Source organism: Lysinibacillus cavernae, assembly GCF_009724685.1.
GTDB classification, from domain to species: domain Bacteria; phylum Bacillota; class Bacilli; order Bacillales_A; family Planococcaceae; genus Lysinibacillus; species Lysinibacillus cavernae.
In genome coordinates this window covers 313,852-331,942 of record NZ_WMEF01000001.1, presented here as the reverse complement: position 1 = coordinate 331,942, position 18,091 = coordinate 313,852, and the positions used below count along the sequence as shown (strand labels likewise).

General features: G+C 36.5%; 18 protein-coding genes. 2 read left to right on the top strand and 16 right to left on the bottom strand.

Features of this window, described 5'->3' with window-relative positions; translation table 11 throughout:
- Nucleotides 1-26 precede the first annotated feature (26 nt).
- The 13 genes from GJU32_RS01605 to GJU32_RS01555 all read right to left on the bottom strand — a co-directional run bounded on the left by GJU32_RS01605 (nucleotide 27) and on the right by GJU32_RS01555 (nucleotide 15,115).
- Nucleotides 27-1,178, bottom strand: a complete 1,152-nt coding sequence (locus GJU32_RS01605) for a M20 metallopeptidase family protein (protein ID WP_155590201.1) — start codon at nucleotides 1,176-1,178, stop codon at nucleotides 27-29.
- Between the two features lie 627 nt (nucleotides 1,179-1,805).
- Nucleotides 1,806-2,030 (bottom strand): hypothetical protein, encoded by a 225-nt coding sequence (locus GJU32_RS23000; protein ID WP_196426555.1) that lies wholly within the window; start codon nucleotides 2,028-2,030, stop codon nucleotides 1,806-1,808.
- Nucleotides 2,031-2,106: 76 nt separating this feature from the next.
- Nucleotides 2,107-2,241 (bottom strand): hypothetical protein, encoded by a 135-nt coding sequence (locus GJU32_RS23520; RefSeq protein WP_274381794.1) that lies wholly within the window; start codon nucleotides 2,239-2,241, stop codon nucleotides 2,107-2,109.
- Between the two features lie 297 nt (nucleotides 2,242-2,538).
- Nucleotides 2,539-3,276, bottom strand: a complete 738-nt coding sequence (locus GJU32_RS01600; protein WP_155590200.1) for a hypothetical protein — start codon at nucleotides 3,274-3,276, stop codon at nucleotides 2,539-2,541.
- 957 nt (nucleotides 3,277-4,233) lie between these two features.
- Nucleotides 4,234-5,142 carry an L-serine ammonia-lyase, iron-sulfur-dependent, subunit alpha gene (gene sdaAA, locus GJU32_RS01595; RefSeq protein ID WP_155590199.1) on the bottom strand — a complete coding sequence of 303 codons (909 nt, stop codon included), beginning with the start codon at nucleotides 5,140-5,142 and terminating at the stop codon, nucleotides 4,234-4,236.
- A 15-nt stretch (nucleotides 5,143-5,157) separates the two neighbouring features.
- The gene (gene sdaAB / locus GJU32_RS01590; protein WP_155590198.1) at nucleotides 5,158-5,820 is read right to left on the bottom strand and encodes an L-serine ammonia-lyase, iron-sulfur-dependent subunit beta; all 663 of its coding nucleotides are present in this window, start codon (nucleotides 5,818-5,820) and stop codon (nucleotides 5,158-5,160) included.
- 351 nt (nucleotides 5,821-6,171) lie between these two features.
- The gene (locus GJU32_RS01585) at nucleotides 6,172-7,821 is read right to left on the bottom strand and encodes a DAK2 domain-containing protein (protein ID WP_155590197.1); all 1,650 of its coding nucleotides are present in this window, start codon (nucleotides 7,819-7,821) and stop codon (nucleotides 6,172-6,174) included.
- Nucleotides 7,822-7,839: 18 nt separating this feature from the next.
- Nucleotides 7,840-8,199, bottom strand: a complete 360-nt coding sequence (locus tag GJU32_RS01580) for an Asp23/Gls24 family envelope stress response protein (RefSeq protein ID WP_004269431.1) — start codon at nucleotides 8,197-8,199, stop codon at nucleotides 7,840-7,842.
- A 108-nt stretch (nucleotides 8,200-8,307) separates the two neighbouring features.
- Nucleotides 8,308-9,513, bottom strand: coding sequence for a GGDEF domain-containing protein (locus tag GJU32_RS01575; protein WP_155590196.1), 1,206 nt, complete (start codon nucleotides 9,511-9,513; stop codon nucleotides 8,308-8,310).
- 774 nt (nucleotides 9,514-10,287) lie between these two features.
- Nucleotides 10,288-11,892 carry a M20/M25/M40 family metallo-hydrolase gene (locus GJU32_RS01570; RefSeq protein WP_155590195.1) on the bottom strand — a complete coding sequence of 535 codons (1,605 nt, stop codon included), beginning with the start codon at nucleotides 11,890-11,892 and terminating at the stop codon, nucleotides 10,288-10,290.
- A 37-nt stretch (nucleotides 11,893-11,929) separates the two neighbouring features.
- The gene (locus tag GJU32_RS01565; protein WP_155590194.1) at nucleotides 11,930-13,357 is read right to left on the bottom strand and encodes an amino acid permease; all 1,428 of its coding nucleotides are present in this window, start codon (nucleotides 13,355-13,357) and stop codon (nucleotides 11,930-11,932) included.
- A gap of 109 nt (nucleotides 13,358-13,466) precedes the next feature.
- On the bottom strand, nucleotides 13,467-14,228 hold the full coding sequence (locus GJU32_RS01560; protein ID WP_155590193.1) for a dimethylarginine dimethylaminohydrolase family protein: 762 nt from the start codon (nucleotides 14,226-14,228) through the stop codon (nucleotides 13,467-13,469).
- A gap of 14 nt (nucleotides 14,229-14,242) precedes the next feature.
- Nucleotides 14,243-15,115 carry a dimethylarginine dimethylaminohydrolase family protein gene (locus GJU32_RS01555; protein ID WP_155590192.1) on the bottom strand — a complete coding sequence of 291 codons (873 nt, stop codon included), beginning with the start codon at nucleotides 15,113-15,115 and terminating at the stop codon, nucleotides 14,243-14,245.
- Nucleotides 15,116-15,420: 305 nt separating this feature from the next.
- On the opposite strand from GJU32_RS01555, the gene GJU32_RS01550 reads away from it, so the two are divergent.
- Both GJU32_RS01550 and rpmB read left to right on the top strand, forming a co-directional pair.
- A complete protein-coding gene (locus GJU32_RS01550; RefSeq protein WP_155590191.1) occupies nucleotides 15,421-16,161 on the top strand; it encodes an IclR family transcriptional regulator in 741 nt (246 codons plus the stop codon).
- Between the two features lie 189 nt (nucleotides 16,162-16,350).
- Nucleotides 16,351-16,539 (top strand): 50S ribosomal protein L28, encoded by a 189-nt coding sequence (gene rpmB / locus GJU32_RS01545; RefSeq protein ID WP_004227417.1) that lies wholly within the window; start codon nucleotides 16,351-16,353, stop codon nucleotides 16,537-16,539.
- A gap of 113 nt (nucleotides 16,540-16,652) precedes the next feature.
- Here rpmB and spoVM read toward each other — a convergent pair whose 3' ends face one another.
- Genes spoVM through rpe form a run of 3 tightly spaced genes read right to left on the bottom strand, consistent with a single transcriptional unit; the run spans nucleotide 16,653 to nucleotide 18,091 of the window.
- Nucleotides 16,653-16,754 carry a stage V sporulation protein SpoVM gene (gene spoVM / locus GJU32_RS01540; RefSeq protein ID WP_099805045.1) on the bottom strand — a complete coding sequence of 34 codons (102 nt, stop codon included), beginning with the start codon at nucleotides 16,752-16,754 and terminating at the stop codon, nucleotides 16,653-16,655.
- 18 nt (nucleotides 16,755-16,772) lie between these two features.
- The gene (locus GJU32_RS01535) at nucleotides 16,773-17,426 is read right to left on the bottom strand and encodes a thiamine diphosphokinase (RefSeq protein ID WP_155590190.1); all 654 of its coding nucleotides are present in this window, start codon (nucleotides 17,424-17,426) and stop codon (nucleotides 16,773-16,775) included.
- On the bottom strand, nucleotides 17,423-18,091 hold the full coding sequence (gene rpe, locus GJU32_RS01530; RefSeq protein WP_155590189.1) for a ribulose-phosphate 3-epimerase: 669 nt from the start codon (nucleotides 18,089-18,091) through the stop codon (nucleotides 17,423-17,425). Before rpe ends, GJU32_RS01535 begins: the two co-directional genes overlap by 4 nt.

Genomic DNA, 18,091 nt, shown 5'->3' with positions numbered 1-18,091 from the left:
AGGGTTTTAAACATGCATTTTAAACATTATTTGTACTGCATAATAATATCAATAAAAAGCTTAATGGCATCAGGGAATACATCTTCATCTAAATCAAATCTTGGATGATGATGTGGATATTGGCTTTTTTCGCCACCCATCCCTACAAAAATGAATGCACCAGGTTTATGCTTTAGATAATAAGAAAAATCCTCTCCACCCATCACAGGATTTACTAATTCAAATACAGCTTCTCCAAATTGTTCACAAACGATCGTTTCAACAAAGCGGGATTGCTTAGGATCATTGATAAGAGGAGGGGTCCCTACAATAAAGTCAATTTTCCCTTCAGCACCGAACGCACGGCAAATCCCTTCCGTTAAATTTACCATCTTCGTTTGAATGGTACCAACTGTTTCAGGTGTTAAGGCCCTAATCGTCCCTGTTAATTTGGCTGTATCAGGAATTATATTATACGTTGTTCCTGCTTGAATATTGCCAACTGTAATAACGCCTGCATCAATAGGGTTTATATTTCGACTAATTATACTTTGAAAGGATTGCATTAGATGACTCGCGATACAAATCGGATCAATGGTTTCATGCGGCATTGAACCATGTCCACCATGACCTTGAATTTCAATTTCAAAATCATCAACTGAAGCCATCATTGGTCCATGTGTTAATCCAATTTTCCCTTTCTCTAAACCTTGCCATAAATGAATACCGAAAATAGCATCGACACCTTTTAAAACACCATGTTGAATTAAAAAGTCTGCTCCACTTGGTGTGATTTCCTCAGCTGATTGGAAAATGAGCATAATATTTGGGTCAATTTTATCTTTATTTTCGGATATCCACTCTGCCACTGCTAATAAGATGGCTGTATGGCCGTCATGTCCACACATATGTGCTACCCCTGGTTTTTGAGAGATATAGGGTTTATCTCCCTCTTCAACTATTGGTAATGCATCTATATCAGCTCGTAAAGCAATTGTCTTTGTACCTTTTGTCCCTTGAATCATGGCCACTACACTTGGAGAATCGTAGTCTATTACTTCTATTTTAAGATGCTCTAATCTTTTGCGAATGAATTGACTTGTTTCAAATTCCTGACCAGAAAGCTCTGGGTGTTGATGAAGATAGCGGCGATCTTCTATTGCTTGTTTCGTTAAAAATTGCAAGTTAGTAATTCCCACTAAAAAAACTCCTTTTAATTTATCTTGGGCGTTCCAGCAGAGGATAGCGTGTCTTGTAAATCCACATACTAAATGGGTACTTAACAAAAGTAAAAGAATTTGCAAAACTTATTGATTCTATAACAGATGAAATTCAAAAGTATATTAGTTGATAAGGTAAATCAAATTTTACTGATTCGTGCAACTTATAAAGAATCATGCTATATAGGATGCAGTTTTGAAGTATGCAACTTTTATGGTTGAGGTATTTTTTGATTGTGCTAAACCTAAATACCTTCTGATTAAATTATTCTTTTGAAATCTTAATATCTAGCTAAATATCAAATTTACTACTATCTCTGTAAACACCGGCTTTATTATTCTAAGGTTCAACTTGATTGATCTAAATGACGAAATTTAAAAGGGCTATTCCTAGAGTTGAATATCCCCTATAATTTCTAAACTATTATTAAGGGAAAATAGTTGTTCGGTCAACCCTTATGCACCAAGTGAGCTTAACTACGAAATGCATTTAATTTGGTCGAACGATTTTGCAAAACCTCTACAATGTAATCTACAACATTATCTTTCATCTTCCATTTAATAACTCGTTTAGATAGATTCAAACCGAATTCTGAAAATATATCTCTAAGATCCTCTAAATCTAGTGCGTTTAATTAATTGCACTTCTCCACGTTCAAGCAAAAAAATCTCTGGATTCAATGAAGCAATTTTTCGTTTACTCTTATTCTTAGTCAATTTATCCTCTTTGAAAATATGCTGTTCAATATATCGCGATTTCTCGATATATTGAACAATTGTAATCAACTCATCTAAATAGGCTTCCCATATCTTCTCCAGCTTCCGTTTCAATAATACTAAATTTTTCACAACGATTTAATATGCACCTACATGGATGATTGTTTATCGTTAATGCCATTCACTAATTCTAATGCTCATTATGGAGTAACTCCACAATTTTATTGAGAACATATGGATCGGCATAGTCTGTTCGTATAGCATTCGAACGACAAATATTTGTCACGTTGTTTTTCCAAGCTTCACATACATAGTATTTTAGCATTCTTTTTTCACCCTACTTTGTACGGTTTGTTGTGCAACCAAGAACATTCTAGCCCCGCATTGTGGACATCGCATAATCCCTGTCAATGGAGGAAATTCACCATCATGGATTCGCTTCAAATACCTTTCCTATTTCTTCTCCAGTAATTAATCGTTTAACTGCAATTACCTTTATCAACTTCCTATTCTTTTGAAAACAAATAGCCCTAACACCTATTTCGGATGTTAGGGACTATGAGTTACTATTGTTAAACCTATAGCGAAATGAAATTCATATTACGTTATTTTTATGAAATAATTATAATTCAGCAATTAATTCAAAAGTATCTATAATAGTAATCCCATCTTTAGCATAAACGGGTAAAGTAAAATTCGATTGCTCCGAATTAATGTAAGCTAAAACCTCACTCAGTGTGTTTAACTCTAAATTAATATCCTTAGAGTAAACATATCCTTCAACTCCATTTTTTCCAATTGCTTGTATTAAATCTGGACTATCTTCTATTGACTGTGCATAATAATCTGAACCATAAGTTAAATTATTTTCATTAACTTCATATGCATTGTTTGGAATACTATTAACTGTAGAACGTTGAAGATTCGGTGTTGCATTACTAGTATAGGTAGTGTATCCATTTCCATTATAAAATTGCATTTCAGATTTGGCATAGTAAGTTCCTTTTGAAACAATTGTTATTGTATCTACGACAATACTTTCAAAGTTACCAGAATTATTATTATATGACCATCCGCTAGCTGACCAAAGTCTTCCTGAACTATCATATAACTTTGCGTTAATTCCAACATAGCCTACTGGCAGATAACTTTGATTTAATTTAACTACCCCTCGACCCCAAGTACCGTTTGAATTATTATGAACTCCAGAATAATATGTATAAGAATAACCATTTACAGTAACAGTCTTTTCTGGGCTATTTGCACTTGCTGCGTAAGCATTCCCCTGAAAACTAGGCATTGTTACACAAAAAACCAGAATCGCAATGACTAATAACTTTAATAAACCAAATCGCTTCATACTACTTCCTCCTTTTTAATAATAAATAAAATGTTTTTTATTTAAGAATTGAAAAGTGATACGCATAATTATCTGTATTTCATTATTTTTTAACTAAAGTTATCATTTATCAGTTTATATGTTCGCACTTTTCAATAACTTATTAATTTATAGTAAATATGTCCAATGCTAATGAGAAATAATTGAATAGAAAATATTATAATAAAATAAATTTGAAGACAAAAATCCACAAAAATATTGATAATTTCATGTATAGAAATATTCCTGAAAAATTTAATCAACACTTAATCCTATTACCATCATAATCCATTTTCAGTATTATTTTCAATACATATTTAAGATTTTTAAAATAAAATAAATTACATAGTACTACTATATATACCAAATTACCATAATACTTACTATGATAACCATAGGAATAATGTACAAACTTATCATTTTCATTCAAGTAACATTAAATATTGCAGTTTCCAATGTTGCTATTAAAAAAGTAGTTTATTATTCAAAACCCTTGGTAAACTATCTCCATACATTATTTCACCTCAATCTAAATTATTTCACACTTAAATCCCTAGTTCTCTATTTACCACTATTTATTTACAAAGATACATTTCTGCATATTGCACCTTTAGTTCAATAATGAAAATAGGCATAGCCGCACTTTTACTGATTCTCCCTAAACAATTAATCCGTCATAACAAGAATGATTCGTATGCCTTTTATACCTATAATCGACATTTACTTTGAACATATTTTTTCGCATAGTAGGAAGGGTACATGCAATCCTCATTTGTTGAATTAATATAACTAAAATAAAAAATGCACACCACTAAAAGTTCATTTTAGTAATGTACATTTTTTATCTTGTGTAAAATATAAACAAGTGTAGGAAAAATTATCATATATTACCATTACTTGTCTTTCATATTACAGAGTAGATAGCATGTTTCTCCAGTTTTATTGAAGAGCTTTAATACTTTGTAAGCCACCATTTTCAAGAATGGCCTTACTAATAGCCTTACCAGTTGGTGTTGCCGCAAGACCACCTCGTGCAGTCTCTTTAAGGTTTGGACTCATAGATTGCCCAATGCGATACATAGCGCCAATTACTTCATCACATGGGATACGACTTGTCACGCCAGCAAGTGCCATATCTGCCGCAACAAGCGAGTTAGATGCACCCATTGCATTTCGTTTGACACATGGTACTTCAACAAGACCCGCTACTGGATCACAAACAAGACCAAGCATATTTTTTAACGTTATGGCAAATGCTTCTGAACATTGCTGTGGTGTACCTCCAGCCATCTCTACAATAGCTGCCGCTGCCATACCTGCCGCTGAACCAACCTCTGCTTGGCAGCCACCTTCAGCACCTGAGATGGAAGCATTATTCGCTACCACAAACCCGAATGCTCCTGACGTAAATAAATAGCGAATCATTTGCTCACGAGTTGGATTTAATTTGTTTTTTACCGCAAAAAGTGTTCCGGGTACGACACCCGCTGAACCTGCTGTTGGCGTTGCACATATTGTCCCCATTGCTGCATTTACTTCATTTGTTGCAACCGCTTTACTTACTGCATCTAATAATAAATCACCCGATAATGATTTGCCTTGCGCAATATAATTTTGAAGCAAAACGGCGTCCCCACCAGTTAAACCTGTTACTGATTGCACACCTTTTAATCCACGTTCAATTGCTTCCTCCATAACTGTCAGATTTCGATCCATTTGTTGGATGATTTCTTCTCGCGTTCTGCCAGTTATCAATATTTCCTGTTCAATCATAATTTCTGATATTAATTTATCTTCTTGCTCTGCTCGTTCCACAAGCTCACGAACATTATGAAATAAAACGTCCATCACGGGACACCCCCTTTAGTTATTAATTTTAGATACTTTTGTAATATGTGGAATTAAAGATATTTGCTGTAGCACTTTTTCTTCAATGTTTTGGTCGATTTCAATCACCATTAGAGCCGTTAAACCACGTTCGATACGTGAAACTTCCATATGCCCAATGTTGACTTCATGCATCGCTAAGCAATTTGCTACATTCGCAATACAGCCAGCACGATCATCATGTACCACAAGAATGGCTGGCATACCTCCTGTTAAGCGTAGCTTAAAGCCATTAACTTCACTGACTTCAATTTTACCGCCACCAATTGAAATACCGACTACAGACATTTCCCCTTCGTCATCTCCAATGACAAGTCTAGCCGTATTTGGATGCTCCGTATTAGCCGTTTCTGGAATAAATTCATATGATAATCCAGCTTTTTCAGCATCTTCAAATGCCGTTTTAATACGGTCATCAAATGTATCGTAATCTAATAAGCCCCCCACTATCGCAACATCTGTACCATGCCCTCTATACGTTTCTGCAAATGATCCATATAAATGGATCTTTGCCCATTTAGGTTGTCTACCGAATAAATCCCTTGCAACACGCCCGATGCGAGCTGCACCTGCCGTATGAGAGGAGGAAGGCCCAATCATGACTGGTCCAATAATATCAAATACCGAAGTAAACTTCATACAAACACCCCTCTATTCTATTCCTATAATAATATTTATTTTTACTTATATCATGCTTGATAGTCACTATAAAAGTAAAGCATTTAATTTATCAGATTTCAGAAAATTACCACTACTATAATTTATTACAACACTATAGGCTTATTTTTTGTCCGCACCATAAATACATACCAATCAAACTGTTGATATTCCAATATTTCCAAATTTTATATCCTCTGGACACGTACATTTAGCTATTAATAGTTAGCACGTTTTTACTAATTATTATACATCCTTTTCTTTGTAGCATAAACAAAAGCAGTACACGTTTTGTGCACTGCTTTCTTTACGGAATAGCAAAGTAGCATGTAATTATTCTACTGAAATAATATATGGATATAACCCTTGTTTTCCTTCAAATAATTCAACTTCCACATCAGGATAGTTTTCTTCAATGAATGCTACTAACGCTGAAGCAGCTTGTTCAGTTGTATCTTCACCATAGATGACAGTTACAATTTCAGCATCTTCATCGACTAAATCCTTGATTACTTTTTCAGCTGCATCTTTTAACGCTGGTGTAGAAAGGACAATTTTACCTTCTGCTAATGCCATAAAATCATCTTTACGGATTTCAACACCATCAATAGATGTATCACGTACTGCATACGTTACTTGACCCGTCTTCACGTTCGCGAATGCATCTGTCATTGTCTTTTTATTTAGGTCGACAGCCGCCTCAGGGTTAAACGCTAAAATCGCTGCCATCCCTTGTGGAATCGTCTTCGTTGGGACAACCGCTGCATCAATCTCTAACAGTTCAACTGCTTGCTCTGCTGCCATGACGATATTTTTATTGTTCGGTAAAATTAATACTTTTTCTGCACCAATTTCTTGTACAGCTTTGACGATATCTTCAGTTGAAGGGTTCATTGTTTGACCGCCTTCAATGACATATGAAGCACCGATAGAGCGCAGTAATTGTGCCACACCCTCACCCATCGCAATCGTTACAATAGCGTATGGATGTTTTTCGACCTTTTTGGCAGTCGTTGATGCCTTCTGCTCCTCACCAACGATTGCAGAATGCTGTTCACGCATATTATCAACTTTTATTTTGATAAGACTACCATATTTTTGTCCGATGGATAAAACAGAGCCTGGTTGCTCGGAATGGATATGAACCTTCGCGATTTCCTCATCTGAAATCACAAGTAAGGAATCCCCTAAAGGATTTAACTCATTACGGAATTGCTCCTCATCGAAAGGTTCTTTCCCTTCTTCTAAGCGCACCATTATTTCAGTACAATAGCCAAATTCAATATCTTCAGTGTTCATGAAATCCTGTACTCTATGATGCTCTGCATTGATTAAATCATCTAATGTTGCATCATTTTTCTCTGGAAGAGGCTCACCTTTTAAAGATGCTAGGAACCCTTCATAGACAAATAGTAAGCCTTGACCACCACTATCCACAACACCGACCTCTTTTAAAACAGGTAACAGGTCAGGTGTGCGGTCTAACGAAGCCTTTGCTTCTGCTGTAAAAGCTTCCATTACGGCAATGATATCGGTTTCAGTTTCTGCCACCTCTACACCTTTTTTTGCGGCTTCACGTGCCACTGTTAAAATAGTTCCTTCTACAGGCTTCATAACAGCTTTATATGCAGTATCAACACCTGCTTGGAAAGCCCCAGCAAAACCTTTTGCATCAATTGTTGCATCTTTTTCAATAAATTTCCCAAAGCCACGGAATAACTGCGATAAAATAACGCCTGAATTTCCGCGCGCACCCATTAATAAGCCTTTTGATAATGCCTGCGCTGTTTTACCAATATGCTCTGTAGCAGCATGCTCGGTCTCCTTAGCACCAGATGTCATCGATAAGTTCATATTTGTCCCTGTATCACCGTCCGGTACTGGGAAAACATTTAATGAATCTACATAATTTGCATTTTGGTACAGGTGATGCGCACCCATTTGTACCATTTCAGCAAACTTAATACCGTCTAAAGACTGCATTCGATTTAGTTCCTCCTCTTAATTCGCTACACGAACGCCCTGTACAAAGATATTGACAGATTTTACGCTCATACCTAATGTTTTATCTACTGTATATTTCACTTTCGATTGTACTTGGTAAGCAACTTCCGAAATTTTTGTCCCGTAACTAACAATAATGTACATATCTATATGTAAATCGTCGTCCTGCTGTCGAATTACAACACCTTTTGCGAAGTTTTCTTTACGTAAAATATCAGTTAGACCATCACGAATTTGATGTTTAGATGCCATGCCAACAATACCGTAGCATTCTACAGCAGCGCCACCAGCAATTTGTGCAAGTACATCTGTTGAAATATCAATTTGGCCGAATTCATTGTTTAATTCAATTGACATAGAAATGCCCCCTTGGCTCTTTTTGACTAAATTATATTGTAACACTTTCGTTATAATTTAAGCAACCTAAGGCGGTATTGAAAGGCTTTGTAGCAACGTTTACTGACTTCAAATAGACGCATTTACTTTTTCATCAAATGTTGCCATTTTATGAAAATAGTTATTTCGTCCGTTCTGCTTAGCTACATATAACGCTTGGTCAGCTAGATCACAGCATGTTTGTAACTGCGCATACGTTGTCAGGTTAGCATGACACATTCCAATACTGACCGTTACATATTGAACAACATCTGATTGTTCATGCGGAATCTTTAAGTCACGCACTTTCTCTAAAATTTCTACACATACAGGCTCTGCAAATTTTTCAGTATGCTGACTGATCATAATAAATTCCTCGCCTCCCCAACGAGCAACAAACGCATGATACCTTTCTGCAATTTCAGCCAACAAGGAAGCTACTTTGACAATGACTGCGTCACCCTGTAAATGTCCATAGTAATCATTAAATTTTTTAAAGTAATCAATATCAATCATCATTACTGTTAATGATTGTGGTTGATGAAGCTGATGTCCTATTGTAATCAATTGATGATTGAATGCACGTCGATTTGGCAGATTCGTTAAGGAATCTTTAAATGCTTGCTCAGCTAACGCTTTATTTTTGACAGCCAGCTGCTCTGATAATTGTTTCGTTTTATTCATTTCCTCATCTAATAAAATATGCTGTGTCGTGATTTGTTTCCGGACCTTGTAGGTCTGGTATTGAATTATGATACTAATCGGAATTAATAGAGACATCGGTAATATGACTTTTATATTGTCACTGGACATGCCAACACGCATCAGGGCACTCGCAATAATCGCTGGTGCAGAAAGTAAAATAATCCAACAAATTTTTCGTAAAGGTAGGGCAAATACCGTACAAATGATGATTAAAATCACCTCATATAATGCCGCATGATGAAAAAAATAAACATCCATCACCGAAATAGCCGTAATCAATAGCATAATCGTGTAAATATATACGACAACCAGATGTTCATACTTCTGTATATTGAAAGTAGTAATGTGGATTCGTTTTTCTCTAACAAACAACAATACGGCTAAATCTATATAAAACATGGCGATGTGAATGGCAATATAGACAGGGACCATGACTCTCTCTGCTTTCACAAAGAAAACCTCTCCATAATGAATAAGCGAAATAATAGCTGATACATACATGAGTGTCCAAGCAACCGTTCTCATTCTTTTTAAATTCGATTGAACCATTTCTTTACGAATGGAAAAAGCTATTTTTTCTTGATTTCCCATAATTCTCGCTCCTAGTGTCGGCTTTCAGATATTTATAATGTTCTATATGTATCGTCTAAAGATGGGAAAATACAAGTCTGTCGGAATTTTTTTGATAAATAAAAAAAGTTGATACTTTTTATCGCATCAACTTTGCATAGTGTTAAAAAACAAAACCATCAATAGAATTTTTGTGAAAGGTGAAAAAGGATTTCCGTTGCAAGCTACTTGCTTTCCTGTGGGCGAGCGCCGAGCCGCTTCCTCCGCTACCGCTCCGTGCAGGGGCTCGCCTGTCTCGCTATCCCACGGGAGTCAAGTAGCCTTCCACTCCAATCCATAAAAATGTTTCTTTTTAGCAAAGGTTTTAAAATAAAGTGAAGGTATTCACTACTCTTTATGGAGGGCTGTTGTCACTCATCACTTCTCCACATTGAAAATAAGAGCCTATCCTTTCTCTAATCATACAAATAATGGGCTATTTTGTTCACTATGGCTCGTATGAAAGAGAAGGAAAAGACACTTTTGCACATGGTTGCTGATTGGAGTGGAGCCAGCGTCACTCCTAGGGGATTTAGCGTCACAGCTGAGACCCTGGAGCGAACGCAGTGAGTGAAGCGGCTCATCGGACGCCCCCTGGAAAGGACGCTGGCGGAACGGAAATCAACCCCTCGCCTTGCTAAAGGTTCTTTTTCTGCTATTAACATCATCTTTTTTCAACAACATGAAAAGTTGATGCTTTTATAGCATCAACTTTGTTTATATTATATTCAGTTCAATATTTAAAAATTTATGTGACTAAAATAGACTTTTAATCAGCGTGTCAATCATCACAGGCATTTCTTTAAATGCACTATCCACATGCAATCTTTCTGTTTTTTGATGTGCATCTTTCCCAAACGGGCCAACATTTAATACAGGACCTTGTAATGCGGTCATTTCTTTAAATGGGATACTATACGTTTCGCCCCATACAGGCGTATTACGCTCAAATGCTATCCACTCATTTGACTCATCTGTATAGTTCACATAGCTTAAATCACAAATACCGTTAAAGTAGTGAATCTGCTCCACTTCAATACCAAATGTTTGAGCCGTTTTTTTCATTAATTCAATCGATTGAATAACAAGTGGATGGTTGGATGAATTAATAGCTGGATAATATGGTGGTGCATATAACAACACCGTCGCTGGTGCTAACTCCTGACAACGAATCATAAGCTGGTCAACAATGCGTATAGACTTTTCGCGATCGTCCCATGAACGATGCTGAAGAACTTGAAGTTTAATGGCATGTACTTCTTCAACGCCTAATTTATTGATAGCATGCTCCAATAGCTCCTCGTAACGTAGTACCTTTATTTCCCCCACACCGTGTACTTTTTCTCGAGTACATATTTGCTGATATTGCTCATTACATGCAGCCATAGCTTGTAATGCAACTTGTTCAAAAATAGTCATTACTTCTGAAGCTGTACGTTTTAATAAAAAAACATTGTAAAGTGCTGCAGCACGATAAGGTGTTTGTGTGGAATACTCCATTTTCAAATCTTTTAATTGTAAAGATACTGGCAGCGGCGTACTTTCACCCAAATCTGTTTCACGGAAAAGAGGGTTCCACTCCATAAACTGTGTCATATAAGAAGCGATAAAGTTTGCTGTCATGCCCTTTAAAGGTTCGCCAACATGTGTCTCTTTTCCATAGAACAAAGCAGCAGGCATTATTTTCCCAATTGTGCCTGAATAAATATATTCATTAGTATCAGATGGCCCTTGTGAAAAGGATGGTTCACTATTTAAAAATAACTTATAGGTTAAACTATGTTGTTCTCGAAGTCTCACAAGCTCCACAACAGCCGTTCTCATTCCAGCAGAGTTTACTTCTTCATCAGGCACTGCGGTTAAAATTAAATTTATTGGCCATTGTTCAAAGCTTGCCTTTTCAATGAGTTGCATATGTAAGGCAAGTCCCATTTTCATATCCATTGTGCCACGGCCAAACAAATAGTTGCCTGATTCCAAATCAATTCTAGCCGCTTCTGGTAAATCCTTTTTGTATTTAGGCTCCATCAGCTTTTTTGTCAATTCTTCTGGATGAAAAGCGAATGGCTCTAGTTCTCCATACTCTTCTGTATGCACTGTATCGAAGTGACTGATTAACACCACTGTTTCAGTTGCTGTCGGGTGCTTATATAATGCCGTAACAGCGTTTCTTCCAAGCCCTGCATCATGTAATTCAATGAGCTCAGGATGTTTTTCAAAATATGGAAGCGTTAACAATTTATCTTTTAATTTATAGGCAAACTCATTTTCACCTTTCGTCAATGTCCTACTTTCCCAGCCAACAATTTCGCATAGTAATGCACGCAGTTTCTCAGGTGTATTCCACATATAATTACTCATAAATATTCTCCTTTAACTCCAATTCGTTAGGGGTCTGTTAACGAATTTCTAATGACTCTTCATTTTTGCTTTCTGTCGCAGCAGTCTTCGCGTTTTTTAGTTTTAATTGATAAAAAATCATACAAGCGATAAAGAAGCCAACCCCGTAAAGTAAACCAAGCCTTTGCGTTGGATCAAACGCTAAAAATACTAAAATTAAAACACAAAAAATGATACAAAATACCGGAATGAGTGGAAATAGTGGTGTTTTAAATTTTAAATCATCCAATTTTCCTCCAGACTTTATATAACGATAGCGGAACATTAGTTGAGAAGCACAAATCCCCATCCATGAAATTGTGACGGATATTCCTGCCACCGACATTAGTAGAACAAATACTGCATCTGCTTCCATCACACTTGTTAATAAAGATAGAAGGGAGAAAGCCATTGTAAAAATTAATGCATTTAATGGCACTTTATTTTTAGTGAGTCGACCAAACATTTTTGGTGCCATACCCTCTTTTGACATTGACCATAATAAACGTGTTGACGCATAGAGACATGAATTACCAACTGATAAAATAGCAGTCAATATTACAAAATTCATGATACCACCCGCATAAGGAACACCAGCTAAATTCATCAACGTAACAAATGGACTTTCCATAAGACCAAGCTCAGATGACGGGAATATCGCTGATAAGACAATGATGGAGGCAATATAAAAAACAATGATTCTAAAAAGGATTGTACGAATCGCTCTTGGGATATTTTTTTCAGGGCTCTCAGTTTCACCTGCTGCAATTCCAACAAGCTCTGATCCCTGATAGGAAAAAATAACATTCATCATTGTGACAAAAATAATAGAAATACCTGCTGGGAATAAGCCAGTCGGTGCTAAATTTGTCAAATGTGGTGTCGGACGATCTGCTAATGGAATTAAACCAAAAATAGCTGCCCCACCTATAATAATAAATGCAATCACGGCAACTACTTTTATACTAGCAAACCAGAATTCAGCTTCAGCAAAACCCTTCGTTGTTAAAGCATTTAAGACAAATAAAAGGACCATAAACACAGCACACCATATCCAAATTGGTACCGTTGGAAACCAATGCTGCATTAAGATACCCGCAGCCGTAAATTCAACACCTGCTGTGGCAGCAGACCCGACAAAATACATCCAGCCTAATGAAAATCCAGCTGAAGGACTAATAAAGCGTGTTGCATATGTTTGAAATGAGCCCGTGACAGGCATGTAAACAGCCAATTCCCCTAGACAGTTCATCACCATAAACAAAATTAAGCCACCAAACAAGTACCCAATTAAAGCACCCCCAGGACCGGCCTGATTAATGGTATAGCCTACATTTAAAAATAGGCCTGTCCCGATAACGCCCCCAAGTGAAAGCATTAACAAGTGACGGCTTTTCATCGAACGATTTAATTGATTATTGTGAAGCTGATCCCCTTTATCCAACATCCATCCCTACTTCCCATATATTGTAAATATATTAAATATTCTGATTTTATAAAACGAAAGTACCCAATCAATTTTCCCTTTTAAATTGATTGGGCACTGTTAGAATTACTTAAAAGCGTAATGATAAACAGCTCAAGCCACCGTCATGTTTTCTAAATTCAGACATCTCAAGTTCAATAGTTTGATAGCCTAGTTCCAGTAATTTACGATTTGTTTCTGGATAGCCAGCTGGAATAATAATATAATCATTTACTTGAATACAGTTAGCTGAATACTCATCTTCTTTTGGAATCACGATTTTTTCGTAAGATTCAAATGCAGGATGATCAACAAATTCACCAGCTACCACCATGCGATTTTCCCCAACATAGGCAATCCCTGTTTTTAAATGGAAGAATTCTTTTAATGGAATAATGGTTGCTTCATAACCCTCTTGCTCGACAATTTCTTTAAATTGTTGCGCCCCTTCTTCATTTGTACGATCTGAAATCCCTACGTAAAACTTCTTCTCTGCTTGCAATACATCTCCACCATCAAGTGTTCCAGAGCCTTTAATATAGTAAATCTTTTCATAGAATTGCTTCACAGCTGGTTCGATTTCTTCAATTTCACGGTTACGCGCTTCTGCTCCAGGGTTTGAAATAATAGCAAATTCAGGTGTTAATACAGCTGTATCCTCTACAAATGTTGCATCTGGAAATGATTCATTTGCTGGTAATTGTGTTACCTCTACGTCACATTTCTTTAAAGCGTCTACATATTTTTCATGCTGTTCAAACAATATTTCTAAAATGGGTTTTCCTAAATCACTAGTCGTTAAACCGTTTACAAAACTATTTCCTGGATTTTTAACAATAACATTTTTAAACATTTTCTTCTTCTCCTTTATCCTCTTACTACTGGACAAGTTAGACATGTTGGTCCACCTGTTCCTTTAACAGTAATTTCATCGCCTTTATATTCAAAAACCGTAGCTCCAGCATCGAGTAGTTGTCGTTTTGTTTCTTCGTTCCCTTCAGGAATGACGCAAACTCTTGGTGCAAGCGCTAACACATTACAGCCCAGTGCATCATATTCTTCCTTCGGTACTTCTATTAGTTGAATACCTCTCTCTATTAGCAGTTGTCGGAAAAATACCGGCATTAAGCGTGAATGCACAACAGCTAAATCCCGATCTACCATACTAATGAATGACATTAAGTGTAAACATTCCGCTTCACCTAAATCATGTGGTAGCTGCACAATAATAAATTCATCCACCATATCAGCTGTCATTTCCTTTAACTGACGAATGGCTTCATCGTTTGTTCGATATCCTCTACCAACAACGAGTGTTCGATCATCAAGCCAAACAATATCTCCTCCGTCGGAAACAGCCTCTCCTGTTAGTTCTCCAATGACTGGAATACCTTTATTCTGTAAAAAAGTTTTGTATACTGCTGCTTCTGGCTGTCTTAATTTTTTACCAGATTTCAGTATAATGGCACCATTTGGTGTGAATTTAACTGGGTCATGTGCATAGAGCGAATCTAACCCTGCTTTATCTGCTATTGGCAGATAGTCAATAGTTTCAACATACTTTTCAAGAATTCCAATAAATTCAGCATATTCTCTTAGCGCTTCTTCATAGTGAGGCTCCGATAAGTAGTTAAAAGTTTTCCATTCATCACTAAGATGTGCTTGGCTTTGGAAAGCATCTTTCGGATGTTTTACTATAACGTGTTTCAAAGGTGCATACATTGATGAACAATAATGCATTCCCTTCACCCCTTTCCGTGTAGTGGAAAACGTTTCCGTTAAGAGGAAAGTTTATATGAAAAATATATGCGTTTTATGCTATACTGTCAATATATTTAGAAAACTTTTTATTTTTCTTTTAATCTAAAATAAACTCAATACCATTTTGTCGTAATTGCTTCTACTATGAAAAGCTATACTGGTATTCATCTCATCACGAATAGAAAAAAGATAAAGCTTTGCATAAACTTCTGTACGCGCGGAAATATTGGAACTAGACGTAGATGGAGAATAAAAATAAAATAGGTTGAAGGGAGGTGGGACAAATGCAATTATTAGAGCGAGCTATGACTATTGCGAAGGTTTTAGCTTCTGAAGCAAATGACAGTAGCTTGTCCATTTCAGAGCTTTCTACAAAATGCGATTTACCCCTAAGTACTTTACATAGAATTTTAAAAGCGATGATTAAACAAGGTATGATTGAGCAAGATGAACAGACCAAACATTATAGACTCGGAACAATTTGGCTAGAACTCGGCTTACAAGTATATGATACGATGGATTATATTAGTAAAATTAGACCTGAGTTAGAACGCTTAGCAAGAGAGGTTGAAGAAAGCGTCTATTTAAGTAAGCCCGCAGGTTTAGATACGATTATTATAGAAAGAATTGACAGTGCTGCAAATCAAATTCGTATTTATGACCAACTCGGAATTCGCATACCTATGCATATCGGTGCGGCCAATAAAGTCATTCTTGCCTCAATGTCTGACGCAAAAGCAAAAGAAATTTTAGAACAATTAGTAACTAAAGATGAAATGGATGAATTGGAGGAACAACTTCGTCAAATTCAACAACAAGGATATGCGATTAGTCATGCAGAACGAACAGCAGGTACCTCCTCCATAGCGGTCTCTGTTTTAGATGGTTTTGGGGAAGTGGTAGGTGCAGTGAGTATTGGCTTTGTGAACTTTAATGTCTCTCAGGAACATATCAATACATTAATTGAGCATTTAGTTGATACTGGTAAACGGGTATCGACGAAACTTGGTTATAGAGGAAAATGATAGCAGAACTACTTTCCTAAGGTTTCCCTTCTTTTTAATAAATGTTTTATGTCTGTAAAGGTTTTTTTCTTGAAAGGTTATGTGAAAACTGTTGCGCTGAACGCCATCGTATGTTAAATTATTATGGTATGTGAAATACCGAACTGAAATAATAATCTTTCAGCATTAACAGTAAGGAGGGAATACAACATGCCAAAACAATGTGTAATCACTGGACGTAAAGCTCGTACTGGTAACAACCGTTCCCACGCTATGAACGCTAACAAACGTACTTGGGGTGCTAACCTTCAAAAAGTTCGTATCTTAGTTGACGGTAAACCAAAACGTGTATGGGTTTCTGCTCGTGCATTAAAATCAGGTAAAATCGAGCGCGTTTAATCGCTGCTTCTAAAAAATCGATTTCGCATTGAGCGCAAATCGATTTTTTTCATTGATTTGTATTCAATAAAGAATAAGCAACTATTGCTTAAAGTAAAAAAATCCGACTAATGTTAGTCGGATTTTTTTACTTTCTTATCTTTTTTAAATAGGTTAATACACGTACGCGTGATACTACTCACAAATTTCGGTAGCTGGAACGTATATACTTTCAGGACTCTCTCCCCCTTACGCTAATCTATGCTTCTTATCATTAAACATATGCCTCTTGAGAAAGATATAGACCCTGAAGTTCCTATTATTTCATTACTTGTAAATCGAGATGTTCCTAGAGAAATTTCCTCATTCGTTGTTTCATATTTTACTTGCCGTAATGTCACATCTTGAATGGGCTCCTCATGAGCAAAAAAAGACAAATAACGGTATCGATCATCTGCATAAATAGTATGAGTACCTGGTAGTAGAAATTGCAACATATTTGTATGGTTGATAATCTTCAGCTCAATTTGAGGGTGTTCTTTTTGTAATCGATAAATGGAACGAACAGCTGCCTCATAATGATCTAAGCGCCCCCCAGTAACACCTGTCAGGACAATTTCTTGAGGTACGTAAGTATATGCTTTGAGCAAAGCTAAATCCGTGTCTGTTTCATTTTTCTCTTCTTGAAAACGCTGCTGATCATTTGTCTGTGCCATCACTAGCTTATATTCCTCGTCGGTTAAGGAGTCAAAATCCCCAACAATGGCATGAGGGATAATCCCCTGCTCAATTAAATATAAAGCTCCACGATCTGCTCCAATAAACACTACATCATGTTGTTGTTGAAAAGCTGTGAATGAACAAAGCTCTTGTTTTGGACCACCTGCACAAACAACGACTGTCGTCATCCTTTTATCGCTGCCTCACCAGCCGCTAAAATCTCTTGGAGTGCAGCTGTTCGATCCTCTTTACTATAAATGGCTGATCCTGCTACAAAAATAGTCGCTCCAGCCTGTGCACATGGAACAATCGTTTCAGCAGTAATACCTCCATCAATTTCAATCGCAATATCGAGACCTCGTTCTTTGATCATTGCAGATAATGCTTCAATTTTAGGCACAACAGAATGAATAAACTTTTGTCCACCGAATCCTGGATTAACAGTCATCAATAATACCATATCGATATCTTCTAAAATGTTTTGAATAGACTCTATTGGTGTGTGAGGATTTAATACTACACCAGCCTTCACACCATACGAACGGATTAATTGAATTGTTCGGTGTAAATGACGACACGCTTCAACATGTACCGTAATATAGTCTGCTCCAGCTTGTGCAAATTGTTCAATATATTGATCTGGATTTTCAATCATTAAATGTACATCTAACGGTAATTCTGTTAATGGACGGATCGCATCTAATACGATAGAGCCAAATGAAATATTCGGCACAAAGTGACCATCCATTACATCAATATGAAGTAGTTGTGCACCTGCTTGTTCTACTTCCCTTACTTCTTCTCCTAATTTTGCAAAATTCGCTGCTAAAATTGATGGTGCTATTTGTATCAT

Coding starts and splice junctions, on each gene's coding strand:
- GJU32_RS23520 (WP_274381794.1), bottom strand. CDS start 2,241: ATGCTAAAATACTATGTATGTGAAGCTTGGAAAAACAACGTGACAAAT.
- GJU32_RS01600 (WP_155590200.1), bottom strand. CDS start 3,276: ATGAAGCGATTTGGTTTATTAAAGTTATTAGTCATTGCGATTCTGGTT.
- sdaAA (WP_155590199.1), bottom strand. CDS start 5,142: ATGGACGTTTTATTTCATAATGTTCGTGAGCTTGTGGAACGAGCAGAG.
- sdaAB (WP_155590198.1), bottom strand. CDS start 5,820: ATGAAGTTTACTTCGGTATTTGATATTATTGGACCAGTCATGATTGGG.
- GJU32_RS01585 (WP_155590197.1), bottom strand. CDS start 7,821: ATGCAGTCTTTAGACGGTATTAAGTTTGCTGAAATGGTACAAATGGGT.
- GJU32_RS01580 (WP_004269431.1), bottom strand. CDS start 8,199: ATGTCAATTGAATTAAACAATGAATTCGGCCAAATTGATATTTCAACA.
- GJU32_RS01575 (WP_155590196.1), bottom strand. CDS start 9,513: ATGGGAAATCAAGAAAAAATAGCTTTTTCCATTCGTAAAGAAATGGTT.
- GJU32_RS01570 (WP_155590195.1), bottom strand. CDS start 11,892: ATGAGTAATTATATGTGGAATACACCTGAGAAACTGCGTGCATTACTA.
- GJU32_RS01565 (WP_155590194.1), bottom strand. CDS start 13,357: ATGTTGGATAAAGGGGATCAGCTTCACAATAATCAATTAAATCGTTCG.
- GJU32_RS01560 (WP_155590193.1), bottom strand. CDS start 14,228: ATGTTTAAAAATGTTATTGTTAAAAATCCAGGAAATAGTTTTGTAAAC.
- GJU32_RS01555 (WP_155590192.1), bottom strand. CDS start 15,115: ATGCATTATTGTTCATCAATGTATGCACCTTTGAAACACGTTATAGTA.
- GJU32_RS01550 (WP_155590191.1), top strand. CDS start 15,421: ATGCAATTATTAGAGCGAGCTATGACTATTGCGAAGGTTTTAGCTTCT.
- rpmB (WP_004227417.1), top strand. CDS start 16,351: ATGCCAAAACAATGTGTAATCACTGGACGTAAAGCTCGTACTGGTAAC.
- GJU32_RS01535 (WP_155590190.1), bottom strand. CDS start 17,426: ATGACGACAGTCGTTGTTTGTGCAGGTGGTCCAAAACAAGAGCTTTGT.
- rpe (WP_155590189.1), bottom strand. CDS start 18,091: ATGATACAAATAGCACCATCAATTTTAGCAGCGAATTTTGCAAAATTA.